At 56.9% G+C, this 16,619-nt stretch carries 16 protein-coding genes; 11 read left to right on the top strand and 5 right to left on the bottom strand.

What is annotated here, in order from left to right:
- The first annotated feature begins 31 nt into the window (after window positions 1-31).
- Window positions 32-532 carry a tetratricopeptide repeat protein gene (locus ACYQ1A_RS00405; RefSeq protein ID WP_499359255.1) on the top strand — a complete coding sequence of 167 codons (501 nt, stop codon included), beginning with the start codon at window positions 32-34 and terminating at the stop codon, window positions 530-532.
- Window positions 533-576: 44 nt separating this feature from the next.
- On the opposite strand, the gene ACYQ1A_RS00400 is transcribed toward ACYQ1A_RS00405, so the two are convergent.
- Complete coding sequence (locus ACYQ1A_RS00400) at window positions 577-1,452, bottom strand: helix-turn-helix domain-containing protein (RefSeq protein WP_499359254.1); 876 nt, start codon at window positions 1,450-1,452, stop codon at window positions 577-579.
- Between the two features lie 134 nt (window positions 1,453-1,586).
- Here ACYQ1A_RS00400 and ACYQ1A_RS00395 point away from each other — a divergent pair, with 134 nt between their 5' ends.
- The 4 genes from ACYQ1A_RS00395 (at window position 1,587) to ACYQ1A_RS00380 (ending at window position 4,243) form a co-directional block, all read left to right on the top strand.
- Complete coding sequence (locus ACYQ1A_RS00395) at window positions 1,587-2,561, top strand: phytanoyl-CoA dioxygenase family protein (RefSeq protein WP_499359252.1); 975 nt, start codon at window positions 1,587-1,589, stop codon at window positions 2,559-2,561.
- A gap of 424 nt (window positions 2,562-2,985) precedes the next feature.
- On the top strand, window positions 2,986-3,486 hold the full coding sequence (locus ACYQ1A_RS00390) for a CPBP family intramembrane glutamic endopeptidase (protein WP_499359250.1): 501 nt from the start codon (window positions 2,986-2,988) through the stop codon (window positions 3,484-3,486).
- A gap of 56 nt (window positions 3,487-3,542) precedes the next feature.
- Window positions 3,543-3,776, top strand: a complete 234-nt coding sequence (locus tag ACYQ1A_RS00385) for a hypothetical protein (RefSeq protein ID WP_499359248.1) — start codon at window positions 3,543-3,545, stop codon at window positions 3,774-3,776.
- 53 nt (window positions 3,777-3,829) lie between these two features.
- The gene (locus ACYQ1A_RS00380) at window positions 3,830-4,243 is read left to right on the top strand and encodes a hypothetical protein (RefSeq protein ID WP_499359246.1); all 414 of its coding nucleotides are present in this window, start codon (window positions 3,830-3,832) and stop codon (window positions 4,241-4,243) included.
- 287 nt (window positions 4,244-4,530) lie between these two features.
- On the opposite strand, the gene ACYQ1A_RS00375 is transcribed toward ACYQ1A_RS00380, so the two are convergent.
- Window positions 4,531-4,962: an EamA family transporter gene (locus ACYQ1A_RS00375; RefSeq protein ID WP_062220998.1), complete on the bottom strand. Its 432-nt coding sequence runs from the start codon at window positions 4,960-4,962 to the stop codon at window positions 4,531-4,533.
- Window positions 4,963-5,365: 403 nt separating this feature from the next.
- Here ACYQ1A_RS00375 and ACYQ1A_RS00370 point away from each other — a divergent pair, with 403 nt between their 5' ends.
- The 6 genes from ACYQ1A_RS00370 (at window position 5,366) to ACYQ1A_RS00345 (ending at window position 11,875) form a co-directional block, all read left to right on the top strand.
- Window positions 5,366-5,902, top strand: a complete 537-nt coding sequence (locus ACYQ1A_RS00370) for a hypothetical protein (protein WP_499359244.1) — start codon at window positions 5,366-5,368, stop codon at window positions 5,900-5,902.
- 806 nt (window positions 5,903-6,708) lie between these two features.
- A complete protein-coding gene (locus tag ACYQ1A_RS00365; protein WP_499359242.1) occupies window positions 6,709-6,981 on the top strand; it encodes a hypothetical protein in 273 nt (90 codons plus the stop codon).
- A 60-nt stretch (window positions 6,982-7,041) separates the two neighbouring features.
- Window positions 7,042-7,569, top strand: coding sequence for a CPBP family intramembrane glutamic endopeptidase (locus tag ACYQ1A_RS00360; protein ID WP_499359241.1), 528 nt, complete (start codon window positions 7,042-7,044; stop codon window positions 7,567-7,569).
- Window positions 7,570-7,615: 46 nt separating this feature from the next.
- The gene (locus ACYQ1A_RS00355) at window positions 7,616-8,884 is read left to right on the top strand and encodes an HlyD family secretion protein (protein WP_499359239.1); all 1,269 of its coding nucleotides are present in this window, start codon (window positions 7,616-7,618) and stop codon (window positions 8,882-8,884) included.
- Window positions 8,881-11,004, top strand: coding sequence for a peptidase domain-containing ABC transporter (locus tag ACYQ1A_RS00350; RefSeq protein ID WP_499359237.1), 2,124 nt, complete (start codon window positions 8,881-8,883; stop codon window positions 11,002-11,004). The genes ACYQ1A_RS00355 and ACYQ1A_RS00350 overlap by 4 nt, the downstream gene beginning before the upstream one ends.
- Window positions 11,005-11,119: 115 nt before the next feature.
- On the top strand, window positions 11,120-11,875 hold the full coding sequence (locus ACYQ1A_RS00345) for a PEP-CTERM sorting domain-containing protein (RefSeq protein ID WP_062220983.1): 756 nt from the start codon (window positions 11,120-11,122) through the stop codon (window positions 11,873-11,875).
- Window positions 11,876-11,966: 91 nt separating this feature from the next.
- Here ACYQ1A_RS00345 and ACYQ1A_RS00340 read toward each other — a convergent pair whose 3' ends face one another.
- From ACYQ1A_RS00340 to ACYQ1A_RS00330, 3 genes are all read right to left on the bottom strand, one after another.
- A complete protein-coding gene (locus ACYQ1A_RS00340) occupies window positions 11,967-14,849 on the bottom strand; it encodes a ribonucleoside-diphosphate reductase subunit alpha (protein WP_499359235.1) in 2,883 nt (960 codons plus the stop codon).
- An 812-nt stretch (window positions 14,850-15,661) separates the two neighbouring features.
- Window positions 15,662-16,141 (bottom strand): FKBP-type peptidyl-prolyl cis-trans isomerase, encoded by a 480-nt coding sequence (locus ACYQ1A_RS00335; RefSeq protein WP_062221019.1) that lies wholly within the window; start codon window positions 16,139-16,141, stop codon window positions 15,662-15,664.
- Between the two features lie 6 nt (window positions 16,142-16,147).
- Entirely contained in the window at window positions 16,148-16,618 is a 471-nt protein-coding gene (locus ACYQ1A_RS00330) for a peroxiredoxin (RefSeq protein ID WP_499359233.1), read from the bottom strand.
- Window position 16,619: the final 1 nt, after the last annotated feature.

Genomic DNA, 16,619 nt, shown 5'->3' with positions numbered 1-16,619 from the left:
ATCGCCCTTCACTATTGCGCGAGTCCGACTTATGGCCTCTCTCGAATTGCCGCACCAACTTGCGGCCGCCGTCGCATTACGCGAAAGCGGTGCAACTGCGGCCGCGAATCAGGCGCTGGTCGAACTGGCGGCGCAATACCCCGATCACGCTACCGTGCAGTACCAATGCGCGTGGAGCTTTGATGTTCTGGGACTGGAAAGCCAAGCGGTGCCGTACTACCAACGCGCGCTGGCCGGCACCTTGACTGCGCCCGACCGGCACGGCGCATTCATCGGTCTGGGCAGCACCTTGCGCACACTGGGGCGCTATGCCGAATCGGCCACCGTCTTTGAGAATGCGCTAGTCGAATTTCCCGACAACGCGGCACTGCGCGCGTTTTACGCGATGACGCTGCACAACCTGGGACGGCATGCGCAGGCGATACAGCTGTTGCTGCACACGCTGGCCGATACCAGCGCCGACGCGGAAGTCATGCAATATTGCAAGGCGCTGCATTTTTACGCGCCGCAACTGGATCGAATCTGGTCCTGACCCGCGCGCAACCCGGCAGTGACGCCCGTTATTGCCCTGCCCGATCACTGTCCCGCCAACACGGCCTGATGCCGCTTCCGGAAGGCGCTGGGCGCCTCGCCTTTGACGCGCGCAAATTGGCGATTGAATAAAGACAAGTTGCTATAGCCCACCGCATTGGCTACAAGCGCAATCGGCCGCGCGCTGGAAATCAATAACGAACAGGCGCGGCCGATGCGCAAGCGGGTGACGTAATCCACCAGCGTCGTGCGGGTATGACGCTTGAACATACGATGCAAACCCGACGTGCTGACACAGGCCAGTTGCGCCATCGCCGTGGCGCTGATCGGCTCGGCAAAATGTGTGTGCAGATGCTGCAACACGCGCGCAATGCGCGGCTCGGCCGACAACTGGGCGGGATCATCGCGCGCGATATTCGAGAGCGGCGTGGCAGCATGGTCCAGCGACAGCGCGTGCAAGACTTCCAGCAGCAATAACAATCGCGCTGCGGGTGTCGCGCCGCGCATCTTGATCATTGCCTGCGCCACCGCCATTCGGGTGGCTTCACCGAAGCTGAGCCCCTGCGCGGCACGCGCCAGGATGCCTTGCACCGGCTGCAATTCCGGCAATGAGCGCGTTAGATTACTGATCCACTCTCGCGTAAACCACACCACTAAAGCCACATGCGGCTGACTGCCATCAATGGCCTCACGCGATAACCAGCTGTGCGGCATACCCGGCCCCACCAACACCAGATCGCCATCGTCGTAAGGTTCCACGTCATCGCCAATATAACGATAGCCACGGCTGTTGAGCGTCAACGTTAATTCGTATTCCGGATGGTGATGCCATTCGAACGGGATGCCGTCGTCCAGACGCCGGTCCAGAAACGCCCACGACGCACCGGGGTCGGGAATGATGGCTTCAAAAAATGCACGCATGGCGGCCCCGTTGTTGATGCGATATCACTACAAACGCCCGAATAGTATCAGTGCCAGCGCCTACCTGTACGTGCCGCAAGTCAGCGCCATCCGCAGAATAGTGCTTCCACAACAAGGCGTTGGAGACACACATAATGAATATCTACGCACCGGCCATCGCGCCCGCCACCGACGCGGACGGCCATGGCAGCCACCCTGGCGCCCGCGGCGCCACCACCCAGTTGAAAGACATCAAAAAGACCCGCCCACTGCGCGTGTTAAGCGCAGCCGATTGGCAGCACTGGATCAGCAAAGGCTATGTGATCGTGCGCCAGGCAGTGCCGCAAGACCAGGTCGATGCCGTGGTCGAGATGCTGTGGCAATTCCAGGAAATGGACCCGAACGATGACAGCACCTGGTACAAGCCGCAGCTGCGTGATCACAAAATGAAAGAGCTGAACAATACCGGCATGGTCGAGGTGTACAACCACCCGTCCATGTGGGCCACGCGCCAGCATCCGCGCGTTTACGACGCCTTTGTCGATATCTGGGATCGCGAAGATCTATGGGTGGCGGTCGACCGCGCCAACCTCAATCCGCCCAACAAAGGCGCGCGCGCCGCGGGCAAGATCAATGGCTTTGTGCACTTTGACGTAGATGTGTCGCAGCGCCCCCTGCCGGTGGCCGTGCAAGGCGTGCTGTCGCTGAAAAAACAGGACGCAGAGACCGGCGGCTTTCAATGCCTGCCCAGCATTTTTGCCGAAATTGAAGACTGGTGGAGCAAGCAGCCGCCGGGCTCGAACCCGTTTGCACCCGACATCACCGGCCATGAGCTGGTCAATACAGAAATGGAACCCGGCGACTTACTGATTTTTAATAGCTTGCTGGCACATGGCGTGCGCCCGAACCGTTCTGAGAATCGCGTGCGCATGGCCCAGTACATTTCGATGTTCCCCGCGGATTACGATAACGAGCCGCTACGCCAGGCGCGCATTCATACCTGGGCTGCGCAAACGCATCCGCTGGGCGATGCCTTTCCGGGCGATCCGCGAGAATGGGAGAAACACCATTCCGCCGTGGCGCAGCTGAATCCGCTGGGCCGCAAATTATTGGGGCTGGATCGCTGGTAATCGCCCCCACGCGGGCCGTGGCCTGCCCGTGAGCCAACGTTTTCCTGCGCCCAAGGAAACATTTACGCCGACCGATCTGTTTACAGGCTTGGTCGGCGTTTTTTTATTCCGCAGGGCATATCTGCAAGGCGCGGGCATCTTTATCAGATAAGACCAATTTCGATGATCGTAATCTCCAACCCGAATATCCCCAATTAAAAACCTGCAACACCTGAAATGCGGCAATTATTCCAGCAAATAAGGAATCATACTCATCTCCAACTGGTGTAGATTTTTTTAAGACACGGCAATGCGATTGCCCACAAATTGCGATCGGGGCTGAAGCCACATTCGACCCGCTACCAGAAGAAGGCGCTGTTAAATACTGAACCAAACTGAACCTGTTATCACCATGACAAAACGCTCTCTATCAAAGATAAACAGAATGAAGCTGGCGTTGGTAAGGGCATGGTGTTATCTGCAACCGCGAAATGAAAAAATATCGGCATTCCTTATTCAATGGACACTCATAGGATTTTTGCTGCAGATTTTGGCCCTGACGCCATTTTTGATAAGCGGCACATTAGATGTGGGCAATAACGCTCTCGACATGTCGAAGAAAGAAATTATCGATGACGCATTCTATATTTTGCTGTGGGCGCCTTTGGTGGAAACCATTGTTTTTCAATTAGCCTGCTACGAATTGAGTAAAAAATTCCTGCGCAAATTTCAATACTGCGTGCTATCGGCTTTGCTGTTTGGCATGGCCCACCTTGCAACAGGAATGCAATCAGCGATAAGTGCAACGGCGGCTGGAATGGTGTGGGCATATAGCTATGCCACCTGGCGAGATGCCTCGGTATTCAAAAGCTTGTGCATAACCTGGGCGCTGCACGCGATCAGAAACGGCCTTGCCCTGACTATCGGCTTTTTAGCAGCAGATTGATAGCTGATCTGTGCAAATCGGGCAGCGCGAATCCGCTGCATTTCAGGAGAACCACCATGCGGGAATTAAGCAAAGAAGAAATCACAAAAATGGGCGGGGGTGGCATTGCCTGGCAACGCATGCGCTCCAGTGCCTATATCGAAGATTGCCGTTATGCGCGCAGGCCCGGCAAATCGCCGGGCTATAACGGTGGCAGTGGTCGCAGTTTACTTAATGGTGCGGGACCGGGTTTTGGCGGATATGGCGGGAACGTGACAGGCGCCGGTGGAATTAACGGACGGGCGTGCTAATGCGCAGAAGGCGGGCCTTTTGCGAACGCAAATGGCCGCTGCGCCATGAAAATATGAGAAAGCTAATTCTTGTAATTATGGTGATTTCTACATACACATATGCAATCCCGCAGCGTGACGACCCGGACAAGATTGCGGCTGCCCTCTCTGGCGTAACGCTATATGGCATGTCGTTGTCGGGCTTTATTGCGCATGAACTACCAGGAAAAATCATCTACGACAGAATCATGAAAAACAAAAACGCCCTCGCCGTTTTCAGCGCTGTCATGCAAGATAAAAACGCCACGCCTGAGGCAAAAGCATTTGCATTGTGCGGCATGCAGGCATTGCACGCCCCTCAGTTCGGTCAATATCTGGCAAAACTAAAACAATCTGGCGATAAAATTTCCGTAATGCAAGGCGATGTGATGCTGCAAATGCGCGCCAGCGATTTCGCCACAGTCATCATTAACCATGGGTGCTTTTGACATATTCCAGCGCACTGCAAGTACAGGAAAGCGAGCAATCCGCATTTCCTGCAAGCGCCAGGCATATATAGCCCGCGCCAGCACGCCCTGTCGGCCCGCCGCGCTGCTCGCTTTCATCACGCCTGGCCGCGACATCCGTAAATCGCGGCTAGCCGGATGGGTTGTGTGATTAGCAGGCGTCATCGGAGCAATGGCGCAAGCCGAGAGGCGCGTTGAACTATTGTTTCGTTTGCCCAAGGGGGTATCGCGCCGCGCCAGTCTGTGCGCTGATTCCGTCGCACACGCAATCAGAACACGATAATCACGATAGACCCGGCCACAATCAGCCCGCCGCCCACCGCCACCGGCCACGTCAACTTCTCCCCCACAACAAGCACGCCCAACAAGATCGCGATCGCCACGCTCAATTTGTCGATGGGCGCCACCTTGCTCATCGGGCCGATCTGCAAGGCGCGGTAATAACACAGCCACGACAAACCGGTGGCTACGCCCGACAACAGCAGAAACACCCAGCTATAGGCCGGAATGGCCCCCGGCTTTTGCCACTCGGCGCGTAAGGACAGAATGCCGGCGGTGACGATCAGAATCACGATGGTGCGAATAAAGGTGGCGAAGTTCGAGTTGACGCCAGTTACGCCCAACTTGCCGAACAAGGCCGTCAAAGCGGCAAAGAAGGCTGAGCCCAAGGCAAACCAGACCCAGGCGGGGAAGAGTTTCATGCAAGGCTCCCTGGTGTAATGCGCGGCCACTGCGATCCGGCATCGTGTCACCGACAGCGTGCGCTGGTCTGCATTATTGATGCAGCAGCTTTGCCGATACTTAGCAGCTGGAACATTTTGCTGCGCGGCTGACTGCGCTGCCTTTACCAGAGGGGCCTCGTTTCGGATGAGAATTTTCTCGATTTCTAATTAATATAATTGCGCATTTCTGCAATCGAAATCCAATACCGCTGCTTGCGGAAATTGGCGCAGTTCAATAACAGATTCGTCCAAATATTCCCGCAAATTAAAAAACCAAGTACCGCAAAAGTAGGTGTAAATTTTTTGCCGAAGCAATCGATGCGATTGCTCCGAAAAGACTTTATCGTTCACGACGATCGGCCCGCCTCGGAAAAAACCGTCCATGCCTAATGCAAGCCTACCTTCCCACAGCAGCGAGAAACCACCGGGTTGGCGCGATGTTATGCGCACTTTGGGTAATTACATTATCGCGACCGTGATGTGCTATATGGTGGTCCAGAATTTTTTTCGCGCGCTCGATTATTTCTACCCGCAACCCGAACAACAAGTGGGCGAAGCGAATAAACAGAAATTCGACTCCGCACTCATTGATCAATTGGCCAAAGTCACGATCTATAGCATGTCAGATATTGGCTTTGCCTCGCAGCCTTCGGCCGGCAAGAAAATCTACGATCAGATTTTTCGCCGGGAGCAAGCATTCCAGTCCTTTAAAGCAATTCTCGACAGCAATATAGCGACGCTGGAAGCTAAAGCCTTTGCCCTGTGCGGCGTAAAAGAATTGCGCTTCGACCATTACCTTGTTTATCGAGACATATACGCTTCATCCAGGGGCAGTGTGTCCTATATGCATGGCGACGTAATGGAGTGGATTCCGGCAATAAAGCTGGCATCAAATATAGATGAGCACGGCTGCGTTTAATGGCGAATGGCGCAGCACCACCGAGAGGAGGAATTATGCGCGAATTGAGTCGTGACGAAATTCAACAAATAGGCGGTGGCGGCGCCCAGGCGTGGCTGGACCCACTAATGGGCGTGACCAAACAGGCCCGTCGTGTCGCCCGCTCCACAATCAATAAAGCCAGGGCGCAGAAAGGTCCAGCACATCATTTGGCGGCAAATTCAAATCGGCTGCACCAACGCGCTTCGAAACATTAAAAACCAACCCAAAGTGTTTGCTATTCGCCCACGACAAGAAGCATTTCAGAGGCAGCAGCATAGATGAATGAAAACACCACCCCTGCCGTGGAGGCATCAACTGCACTCAGCACAAAAGCTTGCGCAGCTCTCAACGCGTTTGCCCGTGCCGGTCTTGCGTTTATCGGATTGTGGTTTTTGGCACAGGGAGCCTATGACCGCTGGCGGCCGGAACCACCTGCGGCACAAAGCACCGATTACTGCGGGCCACCGGCCTACTACGGGACTAATCGCGGCACAGGGGCTGGCCCGGGGCATGGTGGCTATGGCAGTGATGTGACCGGTGCTGGCGGGGTTAATGGTAGTCGTTGAATTGATAAAACGGGCTTAAGCGGGGAGTCCATGTTTTTTAATAATTGCTATCGACCCGGCTCTTGCGCGGTTCAGAAAAGCAGCGGCAATGATCTTACCCGGGCGACTCCTCGACTTGTGTATGGCGTTTCAGCAACGACGGTCGCGTGGATGCCGCTAGGCTCTTAATGAGCAATTAGATCGGGCAGCGCGAATCCGCTGCATTTCAGGAGAATCACCATGCGTGAATTGACTCATGTGGAAGTATTGCAAATTGGCGGCGGAGGAAATGTAGCCAGAGTAGCAATAGGACTCGTACGAGGGGGAGTTCGCCTGCTGGATAATAGCAGTCGCGGAATCACGGCATATCAAATTGGCAAATGGATAGCCTCAGGGTACAAAAATCATACCCCGCATAACGGCCTGCCGAAGGCGACGCTCGGCTCGGGTTATGGCGGCTATGGCCAGAACAGCGGGCGGATTCAAGTCCATATCCACGGGCAAAGCAAATAGCTGAAATGAGGGGGCGCTACCGCCCCTTTACCTTGTTGTTTTGGCATTTTCTGATTAGAAATGAAAGCACTTTACAGCGCTAAACTTATACAAAATTCAATCTGGGACAAGCTCTATTCATGGCGCGGACGATCAAAATCTATTTTCTTGATCAAATGCATCATAGCCGCCCTGATTCTCAGATTTATATTCGCAATTTTTGCCGATCTTATAGGCATTCCAGCGGAGATAGGGCGGGGTAATATGACCACGCTATCAGATGAAGAACTCAAGTCCGAGCTCTTCGATATTGTTATTTTTGCGCCGGTCATCGAGACCCTACTCACTCAGCAATTAATCTATGAGGCGTTAAAAAGATATTTAAATATCTCTTTCATCCTTCTAATCTCTGCGGCCATTTTCGGAGCCATCCATTTTCAGTATGGACTCTATTTCATGATTGAAGCGTCCGGCACCGGCGCGGTGTTGAGTTACACCTATATCGCATGGCGCCCCGAATCTAAAAGCCAGGCGTTCTGGATGACGGTAGCGCTGCACGCCTTATTAAACGGGATCGCCGTTACCGTGGGCCTTTGCTTTAACGATTAGTGCACGCAGCCATTTTCAAGTCCCGCGTAATCCAGATGGGAACGCTATGTCCGCGCCCGAAACACCTCTCTATCGCCAAGGTTATCTCGACGCTCAGCGCGCCCGATTGGACGGCGTCATTTTGATCCCCGCCAGTCTGCCCATCATTGCCCTGGCGTGGGCCAGCATCACGCTGCTCGCCGCCTTGATCGCTTTTATCACCCTGGGCACTTATACCCGCAAAGCCAGACTGGATGGATTGGTCATGCCCTCGGCTGGCGTCATCAAAATCACGGCGCAAACCGAAGGCCGCATCGAGCAGCTATTTGCGGCTGAGGGCCAGACGCTCGCTAAAGGCGCCCCGCTCTATCAATTAAGCGGGGAGAAATACGACGGCAATCGCGTGGGGGCGTTGGCGGAATTGCGTTTATCGTTGGCGCGACAGCAAGAGATGTTGCGCGCTCAGCAACAGCAGCAAGCGGCATCGGTAAATGCGCAATTAACGGGTGCCGCGCTGCGCCTGGTCAGTCTCAAGACTCAATTCGATAGCGCCGTTACTGCGCATGGACTAGCCGGACGGCAGGCCGAATTATTGCGCGCGTCGCAAGCGCCCTATGCCGAATTAGCTGAAAAAGGATTTATCTCGGCACAGGATTGGCGGCAAAAGCAGATCGACCTGGCCGGCGCCGATGCGCGGGTGGAAGAAACCGCGCAATTGCGGCAACGGCTGGAACAGGAAATCAGCAGCGTACGCACTGAGCAAACCCGTCTGCAGCAAGATGGCCTGGTGCAGCAAACCGAACTGGCGCGCCAGTTGCAAAGTATCGGCCAGCAGCAAACCGAACTCGCCAGTCGCGCCCATAGCACGGTTACCGCGCCGATTGCCGGCACACTGGCTGCCGTCATGGCGCGGCCGGGGCAGATGGCTGCGGCAGGCGAGGCATTGGCCATCGTGGTCCCGGCTGGCGCGCAGATGCAGGTGGAACTGTATGCACCAAGCAAATCCGTCGGCTTTATCAAGATCGGCGCCCGCGTCGGGCTGCGCTTTGCGGCGTATCCGCATGAAAAATTTGGCGTGCAATACGGCAAAGTGCGGTCGATATCGCGGGTAGCGCTCACCCCTGCCGACGTCGTTTTACGCGCCCCGTTTTCCTGGCAAAGCCAGGAGGCGCACTACCGTGTGGTGATCGCGCTGGAAAAACCTGGCGTCACCGCCTATGGCCGCGAGGAACCATTGACTGCCGGCATGGCGGTGGCTGGTGATGTCGCGCTCGATACGCGCCGCCTGTATGAATGGGCGCTGGAGCCGCTGTGGAGCTTGCGCGGCAAATTATGAGCGAAGCGGAAAGCGTGGCACTGAACTGGAGCTGGCGGCGGCAACTGCCTGTGATCCGCCAGACCGAGGCAGCCGAATGCGGCGTGGCCTGCCTTGCCATGGTCGCGAGCTGGCACGGCTACCGGGTTGACTTGTCCAGCTTGCGCACGCGCTTTGGCGTCACCCAACGCGGCATGACCTTCGCCCGTCTGGTCGATTGCGCGGCGCAATTGAATCTGGCGGCCCGACCACTACGGCTGGAGATCGACGATCTGCCGCAACTCGCCACGCCATGCGTGCTGTATTGGGATCTCAACCATTTTGTGGTGCTGAAGCAGGTGCGCGGCCAACGCGTGGAGATCCACGACCCCGCGCGCGGCTGCGTCAAGCTGTCGCTGGCCGAGGTCAGCAAGCACTTCACCGGCATTGCGCTCGAACTGACGCCCACGCAAACCTTTGTGGCGCAGGACCAGCGACGGCGTATTCGCCTGCGCGAATTGATCGGCCGCACTGCGGGCCTTAAAGCCGCGCTGGCGCGCATCTTTGTGTTTGCCCTGGTACTGGAAGCGCTGGCACTGCTGGCGCCATTTCTCAATCAGATCGTGATTGATGAAGTGTTGGTCGCGCATGATCAAAATCTGCTGGTATTGATTCTGATCGGCATGGCCTTGTTGACCGCAACACAAACCCTGATCGGGCTGGTGCGGGAATGGGCCACGCTCTCGATGGCCGTCAATTTCAATATGCAGTGGACCGCCAACGTCCTGCATCATCTGCTGCGGCTGCCACTGGCGTGGTTTGAGAAACGCCATGTCGGCGATATCAGTGCCCGCTTCGATGCGGTCGACACCATACAGCACACCCTCACCCACAGCAGCATGCAGGCGCTGCTCGACGTGCTGCTCGCGCTCGGCACGCTTGCCATGATGTTGCTATACAGCCCGAAACTGGCGGCCATCGCGCTGCTGGCGGCCGCGCTGTATGCGCTGTTGCGGGCGCTCTGCTTTGGCCCTTTGCGCCGGGCTGCGGATGCAACCTGGCAGGCCAGCACGCAGGAATCCAGCCATTTTCTGGAAAGCTTGCGCGGCATGCTAAGCCTGCGTGTCAACGCCGCGATTGCCCGCCGCGAAATGGCGTGGCGCAATCTGAATGTGGCGCGGCGCAATGCCCAACTGCATCAGAACAAGCTAGAGATGGCCTATCACGTCATCGATACGCTGCTGGCCAGCGTGGTCGCGGCCGCCACCACCTGGTGGGGCGCGCAAGCGGTGCTGAGCAATGCGTTTTCGGTGGGCATGCTGGTGGCGTATATGTCTTTTCAAGGACGGTTTACCGCCAGCATCAACTCGCTGATCGACAAAGTCGCCGAATTCAAGATGCTGGCCGTCTACAACGAGCGACTGGCGGATATTGTGCTGACGCCGGTCTCAGCCCTGGAATATGGCGACGCCCTGCCCGACTCCGCCCATCTGGCGACGGATGCCGTGTTGGTCGATGTGAGCGCGGTCAGCTTTCGCTACGGTCCCGGCGAGCCCGACATTCTGCAAAACGTTAACCTGCAATTACGCGCCAACGAAATCGTCGCCCTGGTCGGCAGCTCGGGCGGCGGCAAAACCACCCTGCTCAAGCTCATCCTGGGCCTGTATCAGCCCGATCAAGGCAGCATCCGCGTACTCGGCCATGACAGCCGCCACGGCTATGCCAGCATTCGCGCGCAAATCGGCACAGTATTACAAGACGACGCGTTGTTCAGCGGCTCCATTCTCGACAACATCACCTTGTTTGCCGCCGACAGTGATGTGGCCTGGGTTCAGCAATGCGCAGCCCGCGCCCGCTTGCATGCCGAAGTCAGCGCCTTGCCGATGGGTTACCAAACCATGGTCGCCGAGTACGGCGCCAGTTTGTCCGGCGGACAGAAACAGCGCCTGCTCTTGGCGCGTGCCTTGTACAAGCGGCCGCGCTTGTTATTGCTGGACGAGGCCACCAGCCATCTCGATACCGATAAGGAGCGGCAGATCAATCAGATGCTGCGCGAGTTGGGCGTTCCAGTTTTGTTGATCGCACACCGGCCGCAGACCATCGCTTCTGCCGATCGGGTGCTGCAGCTTGCGCATGGGCAGATTGTGCAACAGCAGATTTAAATCCCGGCAGAATCCCCCGCCCAACCATCCGTCGGAAGCCGTTTACTGACGCGAGCATAAGACAATATCTGTTCTAAATTGACCGTACACTTAAATAAAACTTAAGGACGGTACTATGTCTTACTTTGTTCGCACCCTGTTTTCTGCGGCCTTGTTAAGCGCTTCGGCGTTGGCGAGTGCCAGTGTGCACTCGGCCCATATCGGCTTTGATATCACTTACGAGAACGGCGTCACCGCTGGCGCAACCACATATTACGGCGGCGGCAACGCCCAAGATGCTTCCAGCGACGTCGTTAATGGCCAATATGCGGCCTACGGCGGCGACGGCTCGTCCAGCACACGCGTAGAAACGTTAAGCAGCAGCGGCGTGCACACCGATATCGATGCAATCTCATATGGAAATGCAAGCTCTGCGGCCGGTGGCTCGCTGTTTATCCAGGCATTTACCGTGGGCACAGCAGGCGGCTGGGTGGACTTCAGTTATCAACAATCTATTTACTCGGATGCCAAAACCTGGCCCACGGGCAATCAATTTGTTGATACAGACCTGCACTTTGACATTCAGGCAGCCGGCAGCAGCGAATCAACGGGCTATCTGTTCGAGCCCAGCATTCCGCTGCTATCGGACCCGCCTGCCGGGCAAACTTTGTCCGACAGCAATTCGTTTCGCTACTTTATTGCCGGCAATGATGCGCCCACCACCTATTACGTTTATATCAATGCCATCCTGAATGCCAGCGAATACACCTACGACACCAACCCGCCCACTGGCCCGACCGATCCTCTGCCGGTGCCAGAACCCGAAACCTGGGCGCTGATGGGTATCGGTGCGGTAGCGCTGGTCGTGCGTGGGCGTAAACGCAGCCAGTGACGGTTCAGGTTTGACACCGATTTCCACACATAAAAAAGCCCGACCGGTTTAACCCGGTCGGGCTTTTTGCTGGATGACTTAACGCTGCCGCTTACTGGCAGGCCTCGCAATCCGGATTGTCAATCGAGCAAAATTTGGCGTCGGTGGCGGGTTCAGCCATCACCGGCTCGTAGGCTTGAGTCTGGGCGCTGGCCACCACGGCCGGAGCAGCGGCGCTGGCGGCGGCGATGCCACCATCAACCGGCACCGAGTTCAGTTCGCCACCGCGGCCGGTCGATTTCTCAGCGCTGGAAGCCGACAAGGTGCGGAGATAGTAGGTGGTCTTCAGGCCACGCAACCATGCCAGCTTGTACAGATCGTCCAGCTTTTTGCCCGAGGCGCCAGCCATGTAGATGTTCAGGCTTTGCGCCTGGTCCAGCCACTTCTGACGACGCGACGCGGCTTCAACCAGCCACTTCGGTTCCATTTCGAACGCAGTGGCGTACTGTTCGCGCAGATCTTGCGGGATGCGATCGATGCGGGCCACCGAGCCATCAAAGTACTTGAGGTCGGAGATCATCACTTCATCCCACAGGCCGCGTTCTTTCAGGTCGTGCACCAGATGTTCGTTGATAACCGTGAACTCGCCCGACAGGTTCGATTTAACAAACAGGTTCTGATAGGTCGGTTCGATCGAAGCATCCACGCCCACGATGTTGGAAATGGTCGCGGTCGGCGCAATCGCCAGGCAGTTGCTGTTGCGCATGCCGTACTTGGCGATGCGTTCGCGCAGCGGCGCCCAGTCCAGTTTTTCGCTGGTATCCACTTCCAGATAACCACCGCGCTCTTCCGCCAGCAACTGGTTGGAATCTTGCGGCAGGATGCCACGATCCCACAGGCTGCCCTTGTAGCTCGGGTAGGTGCCGCGCTCTTCCGCCAGCTCGGTCGAAGCCCAGTAAGCGTGGTAAGCGATCAACTCCATCGATTCATCAGCAAACTGCACGGCAGCGTCGGATGCGTACGGAATGCGCAGCGTGTGCAGGCAATCCTGGAACGCCATCAGACCCATACCCACCGGACGATGCTTGAGGTTGGAATTACGCGCCTTGCGTACGGCGTAGTAATTGATGTCGATCACGTTATCGAGCATGCGCATCGCGGTCTTGACGGTGCGGCCGATCTTTTCAGCGTCCAGCTTGCCATCCTTAAGATGGTTAGCCAGGTTCACCGAACCGAGGTTACATACCGCGATTTCGCTATCGTTGGTGTTGAGCGTGATTTCGGTGCACAGGTTGGAGCTGTGGACCACGCCGATATGCTGTTGCGGGCTGCGGATGTTGCACGGGTCTTTAAACGTGATCCACGGGTGGCCGGTTTCAAACAGCATGGTCAGCATCTTGCGCCACAGCGTCAGCGCCGGCAGCTTTTTGGCTACGCGCATTTCGCCACGAGCAGCCTTGGCTTCGTATGCGGTGTAAGCCTCAGCAAATTCTTTACCGTATTTGTCGTGCAGATCCGGGGCTTCAGCGGGCGAGAACAAAGTCCATTCGCCAGCTTCCATCACACGCTGCATAAACAGATCGGGAATCCAGTTGGCGGTGTTCATGTCGTGGGTACGACGACGATCATCACCAGTGTTCTTGCGCAGTTCGAGGAATTCTTCGATGTCCGCGTGCCAGGTTTCCAGGTAAGCGCAGACCGCGCCCTTGCGCTTGCCGCCCTGGTTTACTGCAACGGCGGTATCGTTCACTACCTTCAGGAACGGCACCACACCTTGCGACTTGCCATTGGTGCCCTTGATATGGCTACCCAGCGAGCGCACCGGCGTCCAGTCATTGCCCAGACCACCGGCAAATTTCGACAACAAGGCGTTTTCTTTCAGCGCCTCGTAAATGCCTTCCAGGTCATCGGCCACGGTGGTCAGATAGCAGCTGGACAGCTGGCTACGACGCGTGCCGGAGTTGAACAGGGTCGGCGTGCTCGACATAAAGTCGAAGGTCGACAGCACGTTATAGAACTCGATGGCGCGCGCTTCGCGATCTACTTCGTTCAGCGACAGACCCATCGCCACGCGCATAAAGAACACCTGCGGCAGTTCGATGCGGGTGCCGTGCACATGCAGGAAATAACGGTCGTACAGGGTTTGCAGACCCAGATAGCCAAACTTGAAGTCACGGCTGTGGTCCAGCGCTGCGCCCAGACGGGCCAGATCAAACTGGGCCAGCTTTTCGTCCAGCAGTTCGTTCTCGATCCCCTTCTTGATCAGCTTGGGGAAGGCTTCGGCATAACGAGTGGCCATGTCTTCATGGCTGGTTTCTTCACCCAGTACTTCGCGGCGTGCGGTATCAAGCAACAGACGCGCAGTTACAAAGCTGTAGGCCGGATCGTTTTCGATGCGACCACGCGCTGCCAGAATGGCGGACTTGCGCACTTCTTCTGCCGGTACGCCGTCGTACAGGTTCTTCAGCGTTTCGGCCAGAATGGCGGCGGCGTTGGTTTCTTTTTCCAGACCCTGGCAAGAAGACGCAATCAGCGCCTTCAACCGCGCCACATCCAGCGGACGACGCGTGCCGTCTTCGTACACCACATTGATGGCCGCGCCCGGGGCTTCGGCGGCATCGGCCGGCTTGGTCGAAGCGCGCTCTTCTTTACGCGATTCGCGATACAGCACATAGGCGCGTGCAATGTCGTGCTCGCCCGAACGCATCAGGGCCAGTTCAACCTGGTCCTGAATGTCTTCGATATGGATGGCGCCGCCTTCCGGCTTGCGCCGCATCAGCGCGCTCACAACCTGCTCGGTCAGCGCTTCAACGCGCTCACGCACGGCCGCGCTGGCCGCTGCCTGGTTGCCATGAACGGCGATATACGCCTTCGTTACCGCCACCGAGATTTTCGACGGCTCAAACGGCACCACCGCGCCATTGCGGCGGATGGTTTTGTATTGCGCGAAGCGGCTGTAGTCGGTGGTCACAGTGGGGTCGAGGGTATCGTTCATACGGCTTCCTGCAGTGCTTTCCAGCGTGGCATACATTGCGCGAAATTCCTTCTGGTCAGGGATATTTGCCGCTCTTTTCCCCGCAAATCAAGGGTTTGAACTGGTGTCAGAGCGGTTGTGAATAACTTGGGGGCGGTTTGTGCATAACCACTACATCTTGTGGTCAGCCCGCCTGATGGACACAAATACTAGGGTAAAGCGCCCCGCTAGCGCAACTGTGAATCGCTGTGATATGCCATGCACCGAGACGATAAACGGATGCGCCAGACCAGGGCATCCGCTAAGTTCTTGTTTTGCGCGGGATAGCGCCAGATGACCCCTTTACGACAGCCCGCCGAAAGGCAAAAACGTGTCGCGAAAGTGCAAACCCACCCCAATCAAGACACCCCCACCCATCGCCCCCGGCACGCTTTATGCAAGCCCCGCCAAAAACCCGCAACAGCGAAGCGCATTGCAGCAACCACCTACTGCCCCGGGCAACAGCGAAGCGCCTTGCCCAACCCGCACCACCACCCCGGCAACAGCGAAGCGCATTGCCAAAACCCGCACCACCACCCCGGCAACAGCGAAGCGCCTTGCCAAAACCCGCACCACCACCCCGGCAACAGCGAAGCGCCTTGCCGCAGCAGCAGCCCAAAAAGAACAAAGCCCCGAGCAGACAGTGGTTTTACCCAAAGCCGCGTCGGGGCTGGTGCAGTGCGGTCAGTTTGCGGACCGCCGGAACGGAGCAAGCGCAGTGGGCTCAATGCCCATGAGCATTGCGAGTACCGCCGGGCCGCGAAATGACCGTGCTGCGGCAGACCAACAGCTAATTAATGGTGGTGGCCGTGTTCGCCGTGGACATGCCCATGCGTCACTTCTTCAGAAGAAGCCTCACGCACATCCTCAACCTTGCCCACAAAACGAATCTTCACGCCCGCAAACGGGTGGTTCGCATCCACGGTAACCTGATCGCCTTCGATCTTGGTCACGCGGAACAACAGCACGTCGCCGGTCTCAGGATCATCGGCTTCAAACATCATGCCTTCCTCGACTTCCATCGGGAACACATCACGCGCTTCAGTACGGACCAGTTCGGCTTCAAATTCGCCGAACGCATCTTCGGGTTCCATCGTCACATCGATGGAATCGCCAACGCCCTTGCCCTGCAGCGCTTCTTCAACCAGCGGCAGGATGTTGTCGTAGCCACCGTGCAGGTAAGCGATAGGCTGCTCGGTTTTGTCGAGCTGCTTGCCATCCATGTCGAACATTTCGTAGTGCAGTGTTACGACAGTATCTTTAGCGATTTGCATCAGGGTTCATCCTAGCTGTTTGACAAGAGTGAGAATTTCTTCGGCGTGCCCTTTCGGGGACACGTGATAGAACGCATGGCGTATTACGCCGTCGCGGTCGATTACAAACGTCGATCGTTCGATGCCGGATTTTATCACGCCATTGCGCTCCCATTGGCGTACGACGCGATAAAGCTTGCAGACTTGTTCGTCCGCGTCAGATAGCAACTCGAATTCCAGACCGTGTTCGTCGATAAACGCCTCATGGGCCAGACAATCGTCCGGACTGATGCCCAGCACCACTGCACCATACTGGCGGAAGGCCGCCACGCGTTCGCTGAATTCAACGGCTTCGGTCACGCCACCCGGGGTGTGATCGCCATTAAAGAAGTAGACCACGACGATCATTTTCTGCGCTGCGTAACCGGACAGGCTGACCGTCTCCATTCCTGCCGTCGGTAGTGAAAATTCCGGAGCCAGCTCCCCTTCTTTCAGCATG

Source organism: Silvimonas sp. JCM 19000, from assembly GCF_054652575.1.
Note: the sequence above shows the minus strand (reverse complement) of the source record. Positions and strands in the feature narration are given on the sequence as shown.

Coding starts and splice junctions, on each gene's coding strand:
- ACYQ1A_RS00405 (WP_499359255.1), top strand. CDS start 32: ATGGCCTCTCTCGAATTGCCGCACCAACTTGCGGCCGCCGTCGCATTA.
- ACYQ1A_RS00400 (WP_499359254.1), bottom strand. CDS start 1,452: ATGCGTGCATTTTTTGAAGCCATCATTCCCGACCCCGGTGCGTCGTGG.
- ACYQ1A_RS00395 (WP_499359252.1), top strand. CDS start 1,587: ATGAATATCTACGCACCGGCCATCGCGCCCGCCACCGACGCGGACGGC.
- ACYQ1A_RS00390 (WP_499359250.1), top strand. CDS start 2,986: ATGAAGCTGGCGTTGGTAAGGGCATGGTGTTATCTGCAACCGCGAAAT.
- ACYQ1A_RS00385 (WP_499359248.1), top strand. CDS start 3,543: ATGCGGGAATTAAGCAAAGAAGAAATCACAAAAATGGGCGGGGGTGGC.
- ACYQ1A_RS00380 (WP_499359246.1), top strand. CDS start 3,830: ATGAGAAAGCTAATTCTTGTAATTATGGTGATTTCTACATACACATAT.
- ACYQ1A_RS00375 (WP_062220998.1), bottom strand. CDS start 4,962: ATGAAACTCTTCCCCGCCTGGGTCTGGTTTGCCTTGGGCTCAGCCTTC.
- ACYQ1A_RS00370 (WP_499359244.1), top strand. CDS start 5,366: ATGCCTAATGCAAGCCTACCTTCCCACAGCAGCGAGAAACCACCGGGT.
- ACYQ1A_RS00365 (WP_499359242.1), top strand. CDS start 6,709: ATGCGTGAATTGACTCATGTGGAAGTATTGCAAATTGGCGGCGGAGGA.
- ACYQ1A_RS00360 (WP_499359241.1), top strand. CDS start 7,042: ATGAAAGCACTTTACAGCGCTAAACTTATACAAAATTCAATCTGGGAC.
- ACYQ1A_RS00355 (WP_499359239.1), top strand. CDS start 7,616: ATGTCCGCGCCCGAAACACCTCTCTATCGCCAAGGTTATCTCGACGCT.
- ACYQ1A_RS00350 (WP_499359237.1), top strand. CDS start 8,881: ATGAGCGAAGCGGAAAGCGTGGCACTGAACTGGAGCTGGCGGCGGCAA.
- ACYQ1A_RS00345 (WP_062220983.1), top strand. CDS start 11,120: ATGTCTTACTTTGTTCGCACCCTGTTTTCTGCGGCCTTGTTAAGCGCT.
- ACYQ1A_RS00340 (WP_499359235.1), bottom strand. CDS start 14,849: ATGAACGATACCCTCGACCCCACTGTGACCACCGACTACAGCCGCTTC.
- ACYQ1A_RS00335 (WP_062221019.1), bottom strand. CDS start 16,141: ATGCAAATCGCTAAAGATACTGTCGTAACACTGCACTACGAAATGTTC.
- ACYQ1A_RS00330 (WP_499359233.1), bottom strand. CDS start 16,618: ATGCTGAAAGAAGGGGAGCTGGCTCCGGAATTTTCACTACCGACGGCA.